This is a genomic window from Mesorhizobium sp. B1-1-1, from assembly GCF_006442955.1.
Taxonomy (GTDB): Bacteria; Pseudomonadota; Alphaproteobacteria; order Rhizobiales; family Rhizobiaceae; genus Mesorhizobium.
Map to the genome: position 1 here is coordinate 382,972 of NZ_VFWW01000005.1, position 16,347 is coordinate 399,318.

The 16,347-nt window shown below is 60.7% G+C and carries 15 protein-coding genes and 1 pseudogene; 9 read left to right on the top strand and 7 right to left on the bottom strand.

The window, feature by feature from the left end; translation table 11 throughout:
• Positions 1-95 precede the first annotated feature (95 nt).
• Genes FJ986_RS12670 through FJ986_RS12680 form a run of 3 tightly spaced genes read right to left on the bottom strand, consistent with a single transcriptional unit; the run spans position 96 to position 3,177 of the window.
• On the bottom strand, positions 96-974 hold the full coding sequence (locus tag FJ986_RS12670) for a carbohydrate ABC transporter permease (protein ID WP_140672422.1): 879 nt from the start codon (positions 972-974) through the stop codon (positions 96-98).
• Positions 971-1,894 carry a sugar ABC transporter permease gene (locus tag FJ986_RS12675; RefSeq protein ID WP_224618856.1) on the bottom strand — a complete coding sequence of 308 codons (924 nt, stop codon included), beginning with the start codon at positions 1,892-1,894 and terminating at the stop codon, positions 971-973. Before FJ986_RS12675 ends, FJ986_RS12670 begins: the two co-directional genes overlap by 4 nt.
• Positions 1,895-1,896: 2 nt before the next feature.
• Positions 1,897-3,177 (bottom strand): sugar ABC transporter substrate-binding protein, encoded by a 1,281-nt coding sequence (locus FJ986_RS12680; RefSeq protein ID WP_181167675.1) that lies wholly within the window; start codon positions 3,175-3,177, stop codon positions 1,897-1,899.
• 263 nt (positions 3,178-3,440) lie between these two features.
• Here FJ986_RS12680 and FJ986_RS12685 point away from each other — a divergent pair, with 263 nt between their 5' ends.
• Positions 3,441-4,136, top strand: coding sequence for an FCD domain-containing protein (locus FJ986_RS12685; RefSeq protein ID WP_224680586.1), 696 nt, complete (start codon positions 3,441-3,443; stop codon positions 4,134-4,136).
• Positions 4,137-4,220: 84 nt separating this feature from the next.
• On the opposite strand, the gene FJ986_RS12690 is transcribed toward FJ986_RS12685, so the two are convergent.
• On the bottom strand, positions 4,221-5,207 hold the full coding sequence (locus FJ986_RS12690) for an aldo/keto reductase (RefSeq protein ID WP_140499378.1): 987 nt from the start codon (positions 5,205-5,207) through the stop codon (positions 4,221-4,223).
• A gap of 288 nt (positions 5,208-5,495) precedes the next feature.
• Here FJ986_RS12690 and FJ986_RS12695 point away from each other — a divergent pair, with 288 nt between their 5' ends.
• From FJ986_RS12695 to FJ986_RS12705, 3 genes are all read left to right on the top strand, one after another.
• Entirely contained in the window at positions 5,496-6,653 is a 1,158-nt protein-coding gene (locus tag FJ986_RS12695; RefSeq protein WP_140674428.1) for a mandelate racemase/muconate lactonizing enzyme family protein, read from the top strand.
• Positions 6,654-6,713: 60 nt separating this feature from the next.
• A complete protein-coding gene (locus tag FJ986_RS12700; RefSeq protein ID WP_140674430.1) occupies positions 6,714-7,610 on the top strand; it encodes an NAD(P)-dependent oxidoreductase in 897 nt (298 codons plus the stop codon).
• Between the two features lie 671 nt (positions 7,611-8,281).
• Positions 8,282-9,904, top strand: a complete 1,623-nt coding sequence (locus tag FJ986_RS12705; RefSeq protein ID WP_140499384.1) for an alpha/beta-hydrolase family protein — start codon at positions 8,282-8,284, stop codon at positions 9,902-9,904.
• An 8-nt stretch (positions 9,905-9,912) separates the two neighbouring features.
• Here the strand turns inward: FJ986_RS12705 and FJ986_RS12710 are convergent.
• From FJ986_RS12710 to FJ986_RS30775, 3 genes and pseudogenes are all read right to left on the bottom strand, one after another.
• Positions 9,913-10,038 (bottom strand): annotated as a pseudogene (locus tag FJ986_RS12710) (ionic transporter y4hA); the annotation flags it as partial.
• 259 nt (positions 10,039-10,297) lie between these two features.
• The gene (locus FJ986_RS12715; RefSeq protein WP_140556221.1) at positions 10,298-11,773 is read right to left on the bottom strand and encodes a Do family serine endopeptidase; all 1,476 of its coding nucleotides are present in this window, start codon (positions 11,771-11,773) and stop codon (positions 10,298-10,300) included.
• A gap of 656 nt (positions 11,774-12,429) precedes the next feature.
• A complete protein-coding gene (locus tag FJ986_RS30775; RefSeq protein WP_224655846.1) occupies positions 12,430-12,684 on the bottom strand; it encodes a hypothetical protein in 255 nt (84 codons plus the stop codon).
• A gap of 166 nt (positions 12,685-12,850) precedes the next feature.
• Here FJ986_RS30775 and FJ986_RS30780 point away from each other — a divergent pair, with 166 nt between their 5' ends.
• The 5 genes from FJ986_RS30780 to FJ986_RS12745 all read left to right on the top strand — a co-directional run bounded on the left by FJ986_RS30780 (position 12,851) and on the right by FJ986_RS12745 (position 16,337).
• Complete coding sequence (locus FJ986_RS30780; protein ID WP_224618859.1) at positions 12,851-13,000, top strand: BA14K family protein; 150 nt, start codon at positions 12,851-12,853, stop codon at positions 12,998-13,000.
• A 57-nt stretch (positions 13,001-13,057) separates the two neighbouring features.
• Positions 13,058-13,618, top strand: coding sequence for a hypothetical protein (locus FJ986_RS30785; protein ID WP_224655847.1), 561 nt, complete (start codon positions 13,058-13,060; stop codon positions 13,616-13,618).
• A gap of 806 nt (positions 13,619-14,424) precedes the next feature.
• The gene (locus FJ986_RS12735) at positions 14,425-14,970 is read left to right on the top strand and encodes a DUF308 domain-containing protein (protein ID WP_181181875.1); all 546 of its coding nucleotides are present in this window, start codon (positions 14,425-14,427) and stop codon (positions 14,968-14,970) included.
• A 415-nt stretch (positions 14,971-15,385) separates the two neighbouring features.
• Positions 15,386-15,907: a DUF1269 domain-containing protein gene (locus tag FJ986_RS12740; RefSeq protein ID WP_140499392.1), complete on the top strand. Its 522-nt coding sequence runs from the start codon at positions 15,386-15,388 to the stop codon at positions 15,905-15,907.
• An 85-nt stretch (positions 15,908-15,992) separates the two neighbouring features.
• On the top strand, positions 15,993-16,337 hold the full coding sequence (locus tag FJ986_RS12745; RefSeq protein ID WP_140499394.1) for a hypothetical protein: 345 nt from the start codon (positions 15,993-15,995) through the stop codon (positions 16,335-16,337).
• Positions 16,338-16,347: the final 10 nt, after the last annotated feature.

Consider the following 16,347-nt stretch of genomic DNA (forward strand, 5'->3'; position numbering starts at 1 on the left):
CGATTGCGCGGCGAGGTCCCTGACCCCACCGATCGTCACTCAGTTGCATATCCCGTCGTCGAAGCCGTCGAGCGTTCTGGGTGCATGTCCGCCATTCAGCCGCGGACGGCACCGGTGGTGAGACCCTTGACCAGCAGCCCCTGGGCAAACCAGACAAACACCAACGTCGGGATGACCATCAGGACGCCGGCTGCCGACATCGCGCCCCAGTCGATGCCGAATTGCGAGACGAAGTTGGTGAGCCCGACCGGCAGAGTCTGCGCGGCCTTGCTGGAGGTCAGGGTCAGGGCAAGCAGCAGGTCGTTCCAGGTGAAGAGGAAGGTGATGACCGCGCTGGCGCCAATACCAGGAGCAATCAGCGGCGTCACGATCTGGACCAGCGTGCGCACCGTGCCGGCGCCGTCTGACTGGGCAGCCTCCTCGATCTCTTTCGGCACGTCCTGGATGAAGCCCAGAAGCAGCCAGATGGCGACAGGCAGTTTGGCCGCCGTATGGCTCAGGATCAGCGCCCAGATGGTGTCGAGCATGCCCATGGCGGCAAACACGGCAAAGAGCGGAATGGCAAGCGCTATGACCGGGATCATGCGCATGATCAAAAGCAGCCCGAAAATCAGCATGGCGCCCGGCATCCTGAAACGCGACAAGGCATAGGCGCAAGGAATGGCCAGCAGATGGACGAGGATGACCGTCGCCGCCGAGACGATGACGGTGTTCCAGACATAGTCCATCGTGTCGTACTCCGCGAAAACGGAGACGTATTGTGTTAGCGTCGCGGTCTCGGGAATGATGTGCACCGGCACCGAGAAGATGTCGGCCGAACTGCGGATCGACGTTAGGAACAGCCATACCAGCGGAAAGACGGTGAACGCGACGGTCAGGGCCAGCGCCATATACTGGCCGGCGGTTCCCACCGTAAATCGACGGCGCCGGCGCTTTGGCCTGGGACGTGCGCTAACGATTGCGGCTTCGCTCATATCGCTCTCCGTTTCGCAATCAGCCACGGTATTCCGTAGAGGAGCCCGAGCACGAACAGCGACATCCCCAAAGCAATGTAGGAGACGGCCGCCGCATGTCCGAAATCCACCGCCTGAAACGCCAGCAGGTAGGAATAGACGGTGAGCAGGTTGGTGGCGCCGCCCGGCCCGCCCTGCGTCATCAGCCAGACGACGTCGAAGGTCCGGAACGTGTCGATGATGCGAAGCATCAGGGCGATCATGATGATCGGACGCATCAGCGGCAGCACGATATGCCAGAAGCGCTGCCATGGCGTGGCGCCGTCCACGGTGGCCGCCTCGAGCGGTTCCTGCGGCAAGGACTGCAGGCCGGCAAGGAACAGTAGCACCATCAACGGCGTGTTCTGCCAGACATCGGCGACGATCACCGAGACGAGCGCCCAGGTCGGATGGTTGAGCCATGGAATGTCGGGCAGGTTGAACATGCGCAACAGCGCGTCGACCAGGCCGTACTGGGTGTTGAACAGCCACCGGAAATTCAGGCCCACCACTGCGGGCGCGATCATCGGAGGCACCAGGAGCAAGGTGCGCGCGAGCCGCATGCCGCGCAATTTGCCATTGACGAGCACGGCGATCGCCATTCCAGCCACCACTTCAATCGTGATCGAAATGATGCTGAATATGGTCTGATTTCGCAGTGCCTGGTTGAACTGGCGGCCGAAGAGTTCGTCGGTGTAATTTGCCATCCCGATGAAGGGCGCCGAACCGCTCAGATCCCAGCGGAAGAAACTCATGGTGAAAGAGTATCCGAGCGGATAGAGCAGGATGGCCAGCATGACGAGGAGCGCCGGGCTGGCCAGAAGGTATCCTCTCTGCCAGGTGTAGGGCAGCGGCGAACGTCGCCGACGCCTCGACACCGTATGCTGCGCGACGGACGGCATCGTCAATCGTAAGCTCCGGCCCGACGCATGATCTCCTCAGCCTCCGTCGCCGCCTGGTTGAGCGAGTCCGCGGGAGAGACCTGGTCGGTCAAGGCCTGTTCGATGGCCGAAAACATCAGCGTGCAGACTTTCGAGAAGCCGGCTAGCTTCGGCCATTCCTTGCCGTTGGCTATCGTCGTCTCGAGCTGCTGCAGCCACACGGCCTGAGGCCCCTTTGCCGCTGATATCACTTCCTTGGCGATCGCCTGGCTGCTGGGAAAGTTGGTGAATTGGTCGAACTGCAACCGCTGCGCCTCCGGACCGACCGTATACTTGATGAATTCGACGGCGGCGTCCTTGCGTCCGGATTGTCCGTTGAGCGCCATGGCATGCGAAATGGCGCATGAAATCGCGGCCTTGTCCTTGACGTAGGGCGCAGTCGACCACTTGCCGACGACACGTGAGGTCTCCGGATTCGATAGGGTCGCGAAGGCGCCCGGCCAATCGAAATTCGCATAGACCGTGCCGGACGAGAATTCGGTCGAATTCTCGTTCCACTGATAGCCGACCGCATCGGGTGGCACGATTTTGTGCTTCTGGATGAGATCGCGATAGAAGGTCAGGGCCTTGATGCCGGCTTCGGAATTGAAGGCCGGCTTGTTGGCCTGGTCCACCCAATCGCCGCCGGCTTGCCAGAGCAGATCGCTGAAGGTGCGTTGTGCTGGATCGCCCTGCCCCGGCACGACCAGCCCATAATGGCCATTGCCGGTCAGTTTCAGCCCGACGTCGACGAGCTCCTCCCAGGTCTCAGCCGGCTTCAGGCCTTTTTCCTGATAGATGTCGCTGCGGTAGTACTGGACGCGCGAATCCATGTTGCGCGGAATGGCCGCCAGATTTCCAGTCTTGGGATCGCGCAGATACTTGACAGCGACCGGGTAGAATTCCGCGAGTTCGCTGTCGCTGAAATAGCTGTTCAGCGGCGCAAAATGGTTGAAGTAGGAATCGATCTGCGCCGTATGGGTGCTATAGACGTCGTATTGGCTCGATCGCGCTGCGCTCAACGTGACCACCTTCGCGGTCAGCGGGGTGAATTCCAGCAAGTCGTAGCGAACCTTGATACCGGTCTTGGCGGTGAAATCCTGAACGATCTTTTCCCAGTATTTGGGATAGAGCGGGCCGCCGGTGATCAGCAGTGCGGTGATCTCGTTCGCGTCTGCCCTGGCGATCCATGGCGCGGCTAGCGAGCCGGCCGTCACTGCCGCGCTCGCGGCCAGGAATTTGCGTCTCGATAGGTTTGCGGACATCATAATCTCCTCCTTGGTTTGATTGGTCGGCCCATCCAAGGGTCGGCCGATAACTTCAACCTTTCCGGCAAATCCGCGGCGGCTTGCTCCTCCCGCAGCGAGACTGCCTGGACTACGTCCCGAACGACGCTTGCGAGCCCGCCGGGCACCGTTCGATCCTCCCTTCCCGCAGGCCGAGTTATAGGCTACTGAGCACCATGAGATAAGTTGACTGCATATCTAGCTATCAGCCTATAAGCTTATCAGACAAGTGGATGTTAATGATGGATGCCATGGAGGTCAAGCTTCAAACTTTGCCCAAGCAGGTGGCCGGCGTGCTCGCGCGCCGCATCGCCAGCAGCGGCGTCGCCGGCGGCCAGGGACCGTCGGAGCAGCAGATCCTTCAGGAGTTCGGGGTTTCGCGCGCGGTGGCACGGGAAGCGCTCAAGATCCTGGCGTCTCTCGACATGATCGAGATCGCGCAGGGACGACGCGTGGTGCTGCGTCCGGCAGACGAATGGGACTATCTCAGTCCATTGCTTATCGACTGGCTGCCGCCCGAGCAGACCCGCGAGATCTTGGCGGAAGCGCACGCGACGCGGATAATCATCGAACCGGCCATCACCGCCATCGCGGCCAAGCATATGACCAAAGAAAACCTCGAGCGTCTTGGCACCCTGCTGGCAGCGATGTCGGCCAGCGAAGACAATGCGGACGCCTATCTGAAACTCGATCTGGATTTCCACATGGAGATTTGCCGGGCAGCCAAGAATAGGATCCTCGACCGCTTCATGTACTCCTCCCGGTGGTGGCAGATGGCAAGCAGGCGCATCAGCAACCAGGTGCCTCATGCCCTGCCCTCGGCGACTGAGATGCACAGAGCGATCTACGAGGCGCTCGTGGCGCGTGATGCAAAACGGGCGGAAGAGGCGATGCGCCGGCACCTGAAGATCACCACGGCCGTTGGCCTGCCCCCATAAGAAATCGCCAGCCGATGCTCCCGAGCGGCGCAGCCAGCAATCGGGCTGGCCGCGCCGCTGCGCGCCGGGAGGACGCGGCCGATATCAGGCGCTTTTTGCTTGCTGTTCCTGGCGCTGGCGCGCGCGAAAACCGAACATGTCGCCCTTGTCTTTGATTTCCGCCCATACCGGTCCGGTAATCTTGTCGATGGCAGCGATGTCCGCGTCGGAAATCGCCCAGCCTGTGCTCTCAGCATTTTCCTCGAGTTCCTTGACCGTGCGCGCGCCGACCAGCGGCGAACTCACGCCCGGCCTGTTGGTAAGCCACTGGATCGCAAGCTGCGGAACCGTCTTGCCGTAGCGCGCCGCAATCGGCTTCAGGGCGTCGACGGCGTCAACCGCGCGCTCGTAGGTGCCCGGCTGGAACAGAACGGTGGTGCGGCGCTCATCGCCTTCGACGAATTTGGTGTCCGGCGACAACAGCCCTGTAAGCAAACCCTGGGCGAGACCGCTATAGGGCATCACGCCGATATTATGCTTGCGGCAATAGGGCAGCGTCTCAGCCTCAACCTCGCGCCACAGCATGTTGTAGGGTGGCTGGAGCACGTCGACGACGCCATGCTGACGGGCGCTGTCCATGTCGGCGGTGCTGAAATTCGAGACGCCGACTGCCTTGATACGCCCGGACGACCGCAGCCGCTCCATCATCTCCATGGTCGGGCCGATCGGAAAATCCGAGTTCGGCCAGTGGACAAAATAGACATCGACATAGTCCGTCTGCATCCGCTTCAGCGAACCGTCGAGCGCCGCCTCAATCGCGGCGGGTTCGAGGTGATTGGGCGCAACCTTGGTCGCGATAACAGCCTTGTCGCGACGGCCGGCCAGTGCCTTGCCGACGATCTCCTCGGCATGGCCATGTCCATAGGCTTCGGCCGTGTCGATCAGCGTTATGCCAAGCTCCGCGGCGCGTCGGATCACCCGGATCGATTCCTCGTCGTCGGCCGCGCCCCAAAAGGCGCCGGACATACCCCAAGTGCCTAGACCGATCTCCGATACCCTGACCGGCGACGATCCCAACTGTCGCTGTTGCATCCTGTTCCTCCTGATTGGCAGGCAGGGCTATCACCCTGCTGATGTCCAATTTATACGCTTATATACTCGTCTAACAAGTAGGTCCCGGCGGATTTATGGCGATTGGCGCGGAGTGACGAATTTCCCAAGTAATTCAATGATACCTGCCGTTTCAAGGTGTATTTGCGCAAAATCGTTCAAAGGGGGTTTACGTCCCATCTTCTCATCTTGTATGCTTATTGGACAAGTTGACCTAACTGACCATATGCATTTGAAGGCGCCGCGCGCCATCACGGGGAGGAGGTTTCGATGAAGATCACGGACATCAGGACAGCGGTCGTCGCCTATCACGGCAAGGCGACCCTGATCCGCATCGATACGGACGCCGGCATCTCCGGTTATGGCGAGGCAAATCCCGATGCAGGCGCCGCCGCAATCGTCGGGCTGATTTCGGAACTGAAGTCGGAACTGATCGGCCAGGATCCGCGCAATGTCGAATATTGCTGGGACAAGATTCGCCGTGACCATGTGTTTTCCGGTGCGCAAGCCGGCGTCTTTCTCATCGCGCTGACCGGGCTGGAGATGGCGCTCTGGGACGTGGCGGCGAAAGCCGCCGGGCAGCCGCTTTATCGCTTGTTCGGCGGCAAGTTCCGCGACCGGATAAGACTCTATGCAGATTGCGGCGATGGCGATGAGGAATCGGGATCGCCGCAGGGATGCGCGGCACGCGCGCGCCGCATGGTGGCGGAAGGCTTCACGGCGCTGAAATTCGACATCGACAATCTGCGCCACCCGGCGAAGTTCGACGCGGTGAACCATACCATCAACGGCGCCGAACTGCGCTTCATGGTCGAACGTGTTGCAGCGGTCCGCGATGCGATCGGCCCCGACGTCGATCTCTGCATCGACCTGCACGCGCGCTACGACGTGCTCAGCGCCAGCCGCATAGCGGCCGAGATGGAACGGTTCAACCTTCTCTGGCTGGAAGAGCCGATCCCGGCGGAAAATGTCGAGGCCCTGAAGCAGATCCGCATGCGGACCAAGACGCCGATCTGCGTCGGCGAAAATCTCTACCTGCGCTGGGGCTTCCGCGAACTGTTCCAGAACTATGGCGCCGACGTCATCATGCCCGACGTGCCGAAATGCGGCGGTCTTGCGGAAAGCCGCAAGATCGCGAATCTCGCCGAGATGTACTATGTGCCGTTCGCGCCGCACCTGGTGTCGACACCGCTGGGCACGATGGCGACATGCCATGTCTGCGCCAGCGTTCCGAACTTCCTCGTGCTGGAGTGGCACGCGCTTGAAGAGCGGGAGGCGTGGGACAGTTATGTGCGCCTTCCTGACGGCGCGAAGTCGATCGTCGAAGACGGCCACATCGTGGTGCCTGACGTGCCCGGCATTGGCGTCGAGCTCGACATGGAAGGCGTCCGTAAGCGCGCCGTGCCAGGCTTCGGCATCTTTGAATAGCTGACGACCGGGCCGGGCGGATTGAACTGCTCGATCAAACAAATCCGTTGTGAGGAAGCCATGGGCAAGCGGATCATCTTCACCGGCGGCAGCGGCAAGATCGGCCGTCACGTCATACCCTACCTGCTCGAGCGCGGGCATCAGGTTCTGAATCTCGACCTGACGCCGCTCGATGTGCAGGGCGTCGACACCGTCATCACCAATCTTGCGGACGCTGGCGAGACCTACAATGCACTGACGCTGCATTTCGGGTTCAACGAATACTTCGGCGGAAGGAGCCGCGGCCCGGTCGACGCAGTGGTCCATTTCGCGGCGATCCCGCGGATATTCCTGCGACCGGATAACGCCATGTTCGCCGCCAATGTGCAGTCGACCTACAATGTGATCGAAGCCGCCACCAAGCTTGGCATCCGCAAGATCGTCACTGCTTCCAGCGAAACGGTGTACGGTGTGTGCTTTGCCGAAGGCGACCGCGATTTCACATCGTTTCCGGTGGACGAGGACTATGACGTCGATCCGACCGACAGCTATGGTCTCTCCAAAGTGCTGGGGGAGAAGATTGCGCGCTCTTTCGCCTCCCGTACTGGAGCCGACGTCTATGCCCTGCGGATCGGCGGAGTCGTCGAACCGCGGGACTATGGCCGCTTCCCGGAATTCCTGGCCGACGCCTCGAAACGGCGGCGCGACGGCTGGACCTACATGGACGTGCGCGATCTTGGCCAGATCATCGATCTGTGCATCGAGAAGGACGGCTTGGGGTTCCAGATATTCAACGCAGTCAACGACAACATCGTGGCCGAGATGCCGACGGCGGAATTTCTCAGCAAGCACGCACCCAACATACCAGTCACACGCGCCATGGATGTATTCGAGGGACCGATCTCAAATCGGAAGCTGCGCGACATCCTTGGGTTCCGGCAAGAGTATGACTGGCGCACACAGCCTGCGGATACTTGACTGGTGGCGGAGAAGGCAGCGGTAGATGGGGAATGTTCCTGAGGCCAAGGTTGGCGCAGAGACCAGATTTTCCTGAACTCAAGCAGCGCGCTGGGTAAACGTAGCACTCGGTTCACGAATATTGCCGGCGCTGCGGTGCCACATGGCTTCAGGGCCTTTGGCCGGGCTAGTCCAACGTCTGCTTCCTAGCTCACGCAGTTTGGAGCTAAACGGCGGGTTGGAGCCGCAAAGCTGCCATCCGCAGACGATGCGATCGGCGAGTGTCTAGACCATCGCCTCGAATCGCCTTGGCGAACCGCTTCGTAGCCTAATGGCGGATAACGACAATGGTCGGCCCGGAGGGCCGACGTCTTCTACTGGAAGTCAAGACGTTAGCGGACGGTTCGGCAACCCGTTTCCTTCATATTCTCTGGTATGGTCTGGCGAACCTAAAGAACCGGGGGAGCACTAGTTTTTACTACGCGTGGTATCTCTGTCTTGTCCCGCAAAGGGGTCGATGCATGTTGACCCAGGGCATGAGCCCGACTGGTTAGGAGGCCAATAGCGGACGCGCGACTCCGAAGATATAAAAACCATAGGCCAACGTTATCCTGCGGTCCAACTCGAGGCGTAACACCCAAGTGACAACTACTCGTTTCCTTAGTATCTGGCGATCGCTCTCCGGTGTCGGCATGGCCCTCGGCATGCTGTTCTTCGCGGCCGCCCTGACGCCGACGCTCGTTCCCCGCACCGACCTGACGCAAGGCGTACTGGCGGGCGCGTGCTTCGCCATCGGCTACAGCCTTGGCGTCGCCTTGCGGTGGCTGTGGAAATATCTCGAGATTCCGGAACTGCCGCCACGGCCGCGTTTGCTGTCCAAGGCGATTATCCTGGTCCCGTGCCTCGGCCTTGCCGTTGTGGCACTGTGGCGATCCGGCGCGTGGCAGAACTCCATCCGCGCGGTGATGGGCATGCCGGCTGTCGATGGCGCTCATCCCCTCAATGTCTGCGCCCTGGCCATTTGCACCTTCATCGTCGTGCTCGCGCTGGCGCGCCTTGTCGCTTGGCTGGTGCGCGCCATCGCCGGGGCACTGAGACGCTACATACCCCGGCGCCTGGCGAATGTCGCCGGCGCCGCTGTCGCCGTGCTGCTCATCTGGTTGCTGGTGAGCGACGTTGCGATCCGCGCGATCTTCGGCGCGCTCGATTCCTCGTTCGCCAAGTTCGACGCACTCATGGAACCGGAGCGCCAGCAGCCGAGCGAACCCTCCAGGACCGGAAGCCCCGCCTCGCTGGTCAGGTGGGACGAGCTCGGCCGCGCCGGCCGCGAGTTCATCGCGGACGGTCCCGCCGCCGCCGAGATAGGGACCTTCACCGGCCGGCCGGCGCAACAGCCGGTCCGGGTCTATGTCGGGCTGGGAGCGGCGGACAGTGCGCAGGCCCGCGCGAAACTCGCGCTGGAGGAGCTGAAGCGGGCGGGCGGCTTCAGCAAATCCACGCTTGTGGTCATCACGCCGACCGGGACCGGATGGATCGATCCGGCCTCGATGGATGCGCTCGAATATCTGTGCCGCGGCGATGTCGCCAGCGTCGCCGCGCAATATTCCTATCTGAGCAGTCCGCTGTCGCTGCTGGCGCAGCCGGAATACGGCGCCGAGACGGCCCGGGCGCTGTTCCTCGAAATCTACGGCTACTGGACCACCCTGCCGAAGCAGTGGCGGCCGAGGCTTTACCTGCACGGGCTCAGCCTTGGCGCCATGAACTCCGAAAGATCGGCCGGGCTGTTCGAGATATTCAGCGATCCGATCAGCGGCGCACTCTGGAGCGGCCCGCCCTTCGAAAGCCGCATCTGGCGCTCGGTGAGCGATACGCGCAACAACGGCTCGCCGCAGTGGCTGCCGATCTTCCGCAATAGCAGCCTGGTCCGGTTCATGAACCAAAGCGGCCCGGCGGTGGCGCCCGACACGCCCTGGGGCCCGCTGAGGATCGTCTACCTGCAATATGCCAGCGACCCGATCGTATTCTTCGATTATCGCGACGCCTACCGGCAGCCGGATTGGATGAAGGCGCCGCGCGGGCCGGACGTCTCGCCGCAACTGAGCTGGTACCCGGTGGTGACCATGCTGCAGCTCGGTCTCGATATGGCCGTGGCGACAACCACGCCGATCGGCTACGGCCATGTCTACGCGCCGCAGGACTATGTGGAAGCCTGGAGTGCGGTGTTGGGCGTGAAGGACTGGTCGCGACAGGACCTCGCCGCCCTCAAAACCCATCTTGCCAGCAAGGTTGCAGCACAGGCCGACAGAGGCGGCTAGCTGGGGCTTCAGGGCACGGCCGAAATCAGCAGGAACATGGCGAATATGCCGAGATGGACCACTCCCTGGAGTCTCGTCGTGCGGCCCGTGCCGAGCGTGGGCGTGCTGACGAACATGGTGAGCAGAAGAAACACCGCGAGCCCCGACATCCGTTCAGGCTCATGATGCAGTCGATTTGCCACTGACGTAAATGGCGGAAAACGGCAGCGGGCGTAGGGAGCCCGCTGCCGCCAGGAGCGAGGCACGACGACGGACTGACGTGCTCGGCTCCTTGTTCCCGCAGCGGCTTGGCGGCAGACATCGCCGCGGGAAATTGCTGGATGTTCGCGGCTATCGCGGCGGCAGCATTTGGGGCGGGCGCCCTGAAACCAACAGGCTCCAGGCCGCCTTCTGTCAGGCCTTGCCCACGGGCAGCGCGACGAACCGGCTCGAGTCGTCGCGGGTGATCTGCATCAGTACGGCCTTGCGGCCAGCCTTGGCTGCATCGGCCATGGCCTTGGAGACGTCATCAGTGGTGTTCACCTTGGTCGAACTGACGGCGGTGATGACATCGCCCGGCTGGATGCCACGATCGGCCGCATCGCTATTGGGATCCACATCGGTGACGACCAGTCCTTTGCCATCGTCTGACTTGGCGATGGTCAGGCCAAGATCGGCCAATGCGTCGGCCTTGGCAGGCGCGACCTGCTTGCCGTCATCGCCGGAGGCCTGTTTGTCGCTGGACGGCAGTGTGCCGAGATCGACCTTGATCGTCTGGCTTTTGCCATTACGCAATACGGTAAGATCGACCGACTTGCCCGGCGCATAGGCGCCGATCGTGCGGGCGAGGTCTTTGGGCGAATCGACATCCTTGCCGTCGACCTGGGTGATGACGTCACCGGCGGCAATGCCTGCCTTGTTGCTGGGACCAGCGTCCTGGGCGTTCGAGACCAGTGTGCCCTTGTCGGATTTCAGACCAAGGGATTCAGCAATTTCAGCGGTGACCGGCTGGATCTGGACGCCGAGCCAACCTCGCTTGATGGAGCCTTCCTTCATCAGGTCTTCCACGACCTGCTTGGCGGTCGAGGCCGGGATGTCGAAACCAATGCCGACACTGCCGCCCGACGGCGAGAAGATGGCTGTGTTGATACCGATCACCTGGCCATTGAGATTGAAAGTCGGGCCCCCCGAATTGCCATGATTGACCGGAGCATCGATCTGGATGAAGTCGTCATAGGGGCCGGCGCCGATATCGCGGCCCCGAGCGGATACAATGCCGGAAGTGACGGTGCCGCCGAGGCCGAACGGGTTGCCGACTGCCACCACCCAATCACCGATGCGGATCTTGGAGTCGTCGGCGAAGTCGACATAGGTGAACTTGCCGCCGCCATCGACCTTCAGCACAGCCAGGTCCGTCCGCGGATCGGTGCCGACCAGCTTGGCGTCGAGTTCCTTACCGTCACTGGTGACGATGGTGAAGGACGAGCCTTCCGAGACGACGTGATTGTTGGTGACGAGATATCCGTCCTCCGAGATGAAGAAGCCTGAACCCTGTGCCACCGGGCGCGGCTTGCCGTCACCATGTTTGAAGCCGCCCTGCTGCCGGTTGTCGGGCAGGTTCTCGAAACCATCCTGATCGTCGGAACCGTCGTCGGCGACCGGCTGGACCGTGGACTTGACCTTGACGCTGACGACCGCCGGCGAAACCTGCTCGACGACATCGGCGAAGCTCGGCATCTGCGGCGCCTGGACATGCACCGCGTCGGCCAGCACGGGGGCAGTGCCGGAAACAACAGCTCCGACGCCTACAGCGCCTACAGCGCTCAGCGACACTACAGCCGCCGCCAGGCGCCGACGAGTTCCGGAATACGAATTGGGGACAATATTCATGGGGTTCCATCCTTTTGAGTGAGATGCACTGAGCATCCTTGGCCAGGATGGTTAGAAGAACCTACATTACGGCATCATTGCCATATCATGAAAGTTTTGTCATTTTCATTCCATAGTATTTATAAAGACGATATGTATAGTTATTTTCACTAATATTGCAAATTTGTAACTTGCACGTTCGATTATTATTCAATTCTGTGACATCGAATTCGGTGGATTTGCGATGTCACGACAATCTAAATCGACACTAGAAAAAGTGAATGTGCCTTCCGATTTATTCGGAGTTTACGCGACATTGGGCCGGGGCTTGCCGGGCGGCGATTTCAGATCGAATTTCATCGCGAGTTCTCTATGTGTTGATTGCATGGCAGGCCATTTGAAGGTAGCGCGCATGGCATTGGGCGCGCCTTTGTCGCCGGGACGCCAAGAGGCCGCTCCGGGCGGTGATTTTCAGCAGGGTGAGAGCCTCCCCAGGAGGTGATTATCGTCCAAGCGAGGCGTCGAGAGGGTCTGTCGCTAGCTCGCTAAAGACCGGCGCACCGCTACCATACCACTGGCCCTCCGTCCCGCATCGCCACCGGCATTCGAGCAACACTGGTGGCGCCTGTCGCGACGGGCGTCATTGGCGGAAAGACATGCTGTTCGACTAGCCTCATTCATACCGCAAGCAAGAAATAAACGCTCGATCCACGTTTGGGATTCACCGCATATTCCAAGAAAACCAGGTACTGCCTTAAATTACTTGGCTTTGATGCCATCCGCAGCAGCAGGTCGCACGGCGGGATGAAGTCCACGGAGAAGCATATGAGGCGCATCATCGTCGCTGCGATCATCGCAAGCATGGCAGCCCCCACCTGGGCAATGCCCGTCGGAGCGCTAAGGCCGTCGGCTTCCGATACGGTCACGAACATCGACCTAAGGAGGCCTTCCCGCCATCGACCGGGACATGGAGTACGGCCACCGCACCACAGGCCACCCCATTATCGGCCCTCGCGTCCGCCACGCCATCACCGGCATTCGAGGAACAATAGCGGCGCCGTCGCCGCGGGCCTCATTGGCGGAATGCTGCTCGGCGGGATGGCGATCTCGGCTGCCCGCCAGCACAATCACAGCGCTTGGAACAACCATGTGAACTGGTGCTCGCAGCGGTACCGCTCCTACCGGGTCTCGGACAATAGCTGGCAGCCCTACAATGGCCCACGCCGGCAGTGCATCTCGCCCTTCTGAGTGCGCTCTGGGCTCGCTGGTGCTAGGAAGCCTACTGGGATTTGTTGAAACGGCTGAATGCAAGCTTGGACGGGAGCAAAAGCGAGCCTGGCAAAGGCCGGCGGGGCCATTGGCGTGAGCCAGCGGAAGTATCCCGCCTGTTCAAAGAGCATCTCCGCGAAGGCGTTTGCCGATCAATTGATACATGTCCGGCGTTCTGGTCGATGCGACGAATCTCGGTCCGAAAGTCGCAGGTCCGCAGGGAAGACATGGTTCTCTGTTTTCATCCACGTCGATGCGCCAGTTGGGAGGACTATTGTGCTAAAAAATCTATCGATCGCGGCAATCAGCGCCATCATGATTGTAAGCTTCAAGCATTCCGCGTTTGGCACGTCGATCGGCGTGGGCAATCCCTACCCAGTCAGTCACTACGAGTGCCAGGACGGCACGCGTCTGGCAGTGCGTCTCCTCGGGGATCGCGCTTCTGTATCCGTCAACGACGCGGCCGAGGTCGATCTGCCCTCCAAGGGACCGGAAGGAACGACGTATTCGAACGGTCAGTGGACGCTGACCATCATACAGGGACGCCTGTCCTGGGGTGTTGGCCGAGCTGTGCCATCTCTATGCGCCGGCGGTTGAGCCTCCCACCTCAGGAAAACTGATGAAGACTATCCAGTTCGGTCGCGCACTTCATCGCAGCTTTCGAGATCCAGATACGCGTCGGCTCCTCGTGCATTGCAGTGTTTCTGGACGCCTGGTGCCTCGGCGCGGCCGGCGGCAGGAACAATGGCACCCATGACAATCTCCATCCGTCAAACCAGCGGTTAATGCATGTCGCCCAGAAGTGCGCAGCGGTTCTGGGACAACGATATGCATCAAAACAAAGACTTAAAGCGAGTCGCCTGAATCTGTTTCGACGCGACACGCTTTAATCCCAAGAGATGCGCTTCGACAATAATACCGAAAACGCACGCGCTCTGACGGCAGTGCATAAAATGCAAAGAATCCAGAAACTAGGCATTGTGTCTCCAAATATCCGAGCCACCATGCAGAATTATTGACAACGTGTTCGCATGCGCGTGATGTCGGCTTAATTCACCAAAGAGGACGAAAGATATGCGGAGATATGCACTAGCTGCCCTGTTAAGTGCCGCACTCGGCTTTGGTATTCCTCTTGCCGCTGTGTCCCCAGCGGGAGCTGTGACCGTAAATATAAATATCGGATCAAACCTTAACAACGGCCGCGCGATTACTTGCGCTCAAGGCCAGCGATTGATTCAGAGCAGAGGCTTCAGGGACGTGCGTCGCGTGGACTGCCGGGGACGCAATTTTGTTTATCACGCGCGTCGCATTGGCGGCAGCACTTTCGAAATAGTGCTGAATGCCCGTACTGGCCGCGTGGTGGATTTCCACCGCATTCGTAGATGACTCAGAGAGGCAAGGGAATGACGCAGTTGTCCGAGACCCAGCAACCCAGACGATCTGCGTGGACGAACTCGGCGATCGGAATCGTCTTTATCCTGGCAGGGATCTTCGTGTTGGGCGATCTGGCGCTGGCCACGACCATCAGCGCGCTTGTCCTGGGAATTGCGATCGTATGCGCCGGCTTTGTCGAGATCGCCCTCGCCATCTGGGCCGGCGGGTGGCGTGGTTTTCTCTGGCAGACGATGCTCGGCATCCTGTACGTCGTTTTTGGCTGCCTGCTCATCAGCTTGCCGGTGCTGGGATCTATCATCCTCACATGGGTGCTCGGTGTCGTGCTCGTGATATCTGGGCTCGGAAGAATGTCTTTGAGCCTGCGCTACCTGTCCACCGACCGATGGATGATGCTTCTTTCCGGCCTGTTCGGTCTCGCGGCTGGCTTCTTGATACTCATCGGATGGCCATCGACCGGGGTTTGGGTGATTGGGGCGTTCATGGGTATCGACCTAGTTCTTCACGGCCTGGGCTGGCTCGTTACAGGCTTTCGGCCAACGGATACGACCCGATGATCCAACCATTTTCACCGTGACCGTTACCCGCTTTGCGGCATTGGCTCCTGTCCTGCCGCGACGGTTCCCAAGCGCGGCAAGCTTTTTGCGTAGGGTTTCATTTTGTCCTGGACGTCGCGAACGGCCCGTCGATGCGCACGATGCCGCATGATCGGGATCAGCCACCCCTCGAGACCAGCAGCGCGCCTCTGATCACATAGGAGAAGTTCGGGCGGCTCCGGACGAGAATTCGTCGCGACAAAGCCGAGCGCAACGGACGAAGCGGCCGACAACCAATGTCGAGACCGCAGGCTTGCCAGTCGGACAGGCAAGCAAAATGAGACGTGCTGCACACTATTCGGATTTCCGGCTCAATCTTTCACCTTCTAGGATGTGTATTACGTGCCCTTGGAAAGTCTTAGCCTAGGAGGGTCCCATGTCCGATCTGATCGTCATCGTCTATCCAAACGAGGCCAAGGCTGAAGAGGTACGTCAACGGCTCATAGGACTTCAAAAGGAATACGTTATTAAACTTGGCGACGCGGTTATTGCCACCAAGACCGAGGCGGGTGCGATAAAGCTCAATCAACTTGTGAATACGACGGCGGCAGGCGCTGTATCCGGTAGCTTCTGGGGCTTGCTTATCGGTGTTCTCTTCCTGAATCCGTTGATCGGACTTGCGGTCGGCGCCACCTCCGGAGCCCTTGGCGGCGCTTTGACGGACGTGGGTATCAACGATGCGTTCATGCGCGATCTGTCAGCCAGCATCCAGCCTGGGGACGCTGCCCTGTTCGTGCTCGCGCACGAGATGACAGCGGACAAGGTGCTCAAGGAGATCCAGGCCTTTGGCGGCGTGGTGCTTAAGACGTCGCTGGATGAGACGAAGGAGCAGGTTCTGCGCGATGCGCTTCAACGCGCTTCGGCGATGGCCGGCCAAGGCGCGGCCGCGACCGCCTGACCGCGGTCACGGAACATCCCGGAATCGGAACTCTGCTGGTCGGCAAGGGCGATGGATGGCCCGATAGTAAGTGGGCGATGCAAGCATGTCCGGCCTTGAGACAGCGGCCCTGCTTTTGATTGAAGCCATCTGCGGCGCGGGCGGAGCTTTCGCTACGACTTGGTTTTGGCGCATGGCTGCGCTGGGTTGGAAATCTGTCGCGGCGGCTGGCGTCGTGGGAGGACTGACCCTGACAGGGCTGGCCGGTCGGATTCCCGCCTTGGCAAACTTCCTCGGCAACGTCGAAAATGCTGTCGATGCCACCGCTCGTGGTGTCGGCACCCTCACGCCCGGCGTGCTGATTGGCGTCGGCATTGCCGGCCTTCTTGGCGGCATCCTGTCGGTTTGTATCATCGGCCTCGTCCGGGGCGCGGGATCCGGACGTCGCTAGGGGCCCGGCC

Coding starts and splice junctions, on each gene's coding strand:
- FJ986_RS12715 (WP_140556221.1), bottom strand. CDS start 11,773: ATGAATATTGTCCCCAATTCGTATTCCGGAACTCGTCGGCGCCTGGCG.
- FJ986_RS12680 (WP_181167675.1), bottom strand. CDS start 3,177: ATGTCCGCAAACCTATCGAGACGCAAATTCCTGGCCGCGAGCGCGGCA.
- FJ986_RS30785 (WP_224655847.1), top strand. CDS start 13,058: ATGCAAGCTTGGACGGGAGCAAAAGCGAGCCTGGCAAAGGCCGGCGGG.
- FJ986_RS12670 (WP_140672422.1), bottom strand. CDS start 974: ATGAGCGAAGCCGCAATCGTTAGCGCACGTCCCAGGCCAAAGCGCCGG.
- FJ986_RS12695 (WP_140674428.1), top strand. CDS start 5,496: ATGAAGATCACGGACATCAGGACAGCGGTCGTCGCCTATCACGGCAAG.
- FJ986_RS12735 (WP_181181875.1), top strand. CDS start 14,425: ATGACGCAGTTGTCCGAGACCCAGCAACCCAGACGATCTGCGTGGACG.
- FJ986_RS12745 (WP_140499394.1), top strand. CDS start 15,993: ATGTCCGGCCTTGAGACAGCGGCCCTGCTTTTGATTGAAGCCATCTGC.
- FJ986_RS30775 (WP_224655846.1), bottom strand. CDS start 12,684: ATGTTCGTGACCGTATCGGAAGCCGACGGCCTTAGCGCTCCGACGGGC.
- FJ986_RS12705 (WP_140499384.1), top strand. CDS start 8,282: ATGGCCCTCGGCATGCTGTTCTTCGCGGCCGCCCTGACGCCGACGCTC.
- FJ986_RS12700 (WP_140674430.1), top strand. CDS start 6,714: ATGGGCAAGCGGATCATCTTCACCGGCGGCAGCGGCAAGATCGGCCGT.
- FJ986_RS12685 (WP_224680586.1), top strand. CDS start 3,441: ATGGATGCCATGGAGGTCAAGCTTCAAACTTTGCCCAAGCAGGTGGCC.
- FJ986_RS12740 (WP_140499392.1), top strand. CDS start 15,386: ATGTCCGATCTGATCGTCATCGTCTATCCAAACGAGGCCAAGGCTGAA.
- FJ986_RS12690 (WP_140499378.1), bottom strand. CDS start 5,207: ATGCAACAGCGACAGTTGGGATCGTCGCCGGTCAGGGTATCGGAGATC.
- FJ986_RS30780 (WP_224618859.1), top strand. CDS start 12,851: ATGGCGATCTCGGCTGCCCGCCAGCACAATCACAGCGCTTGGAACAAC.
- FJ986_RS12675 (WP_224618856.1), bottom strand. CDS start 1,894: ATGCCGTCCGTCGCGCAGCATACGGTGTCGAGGCGTCGGCGACGTTCG.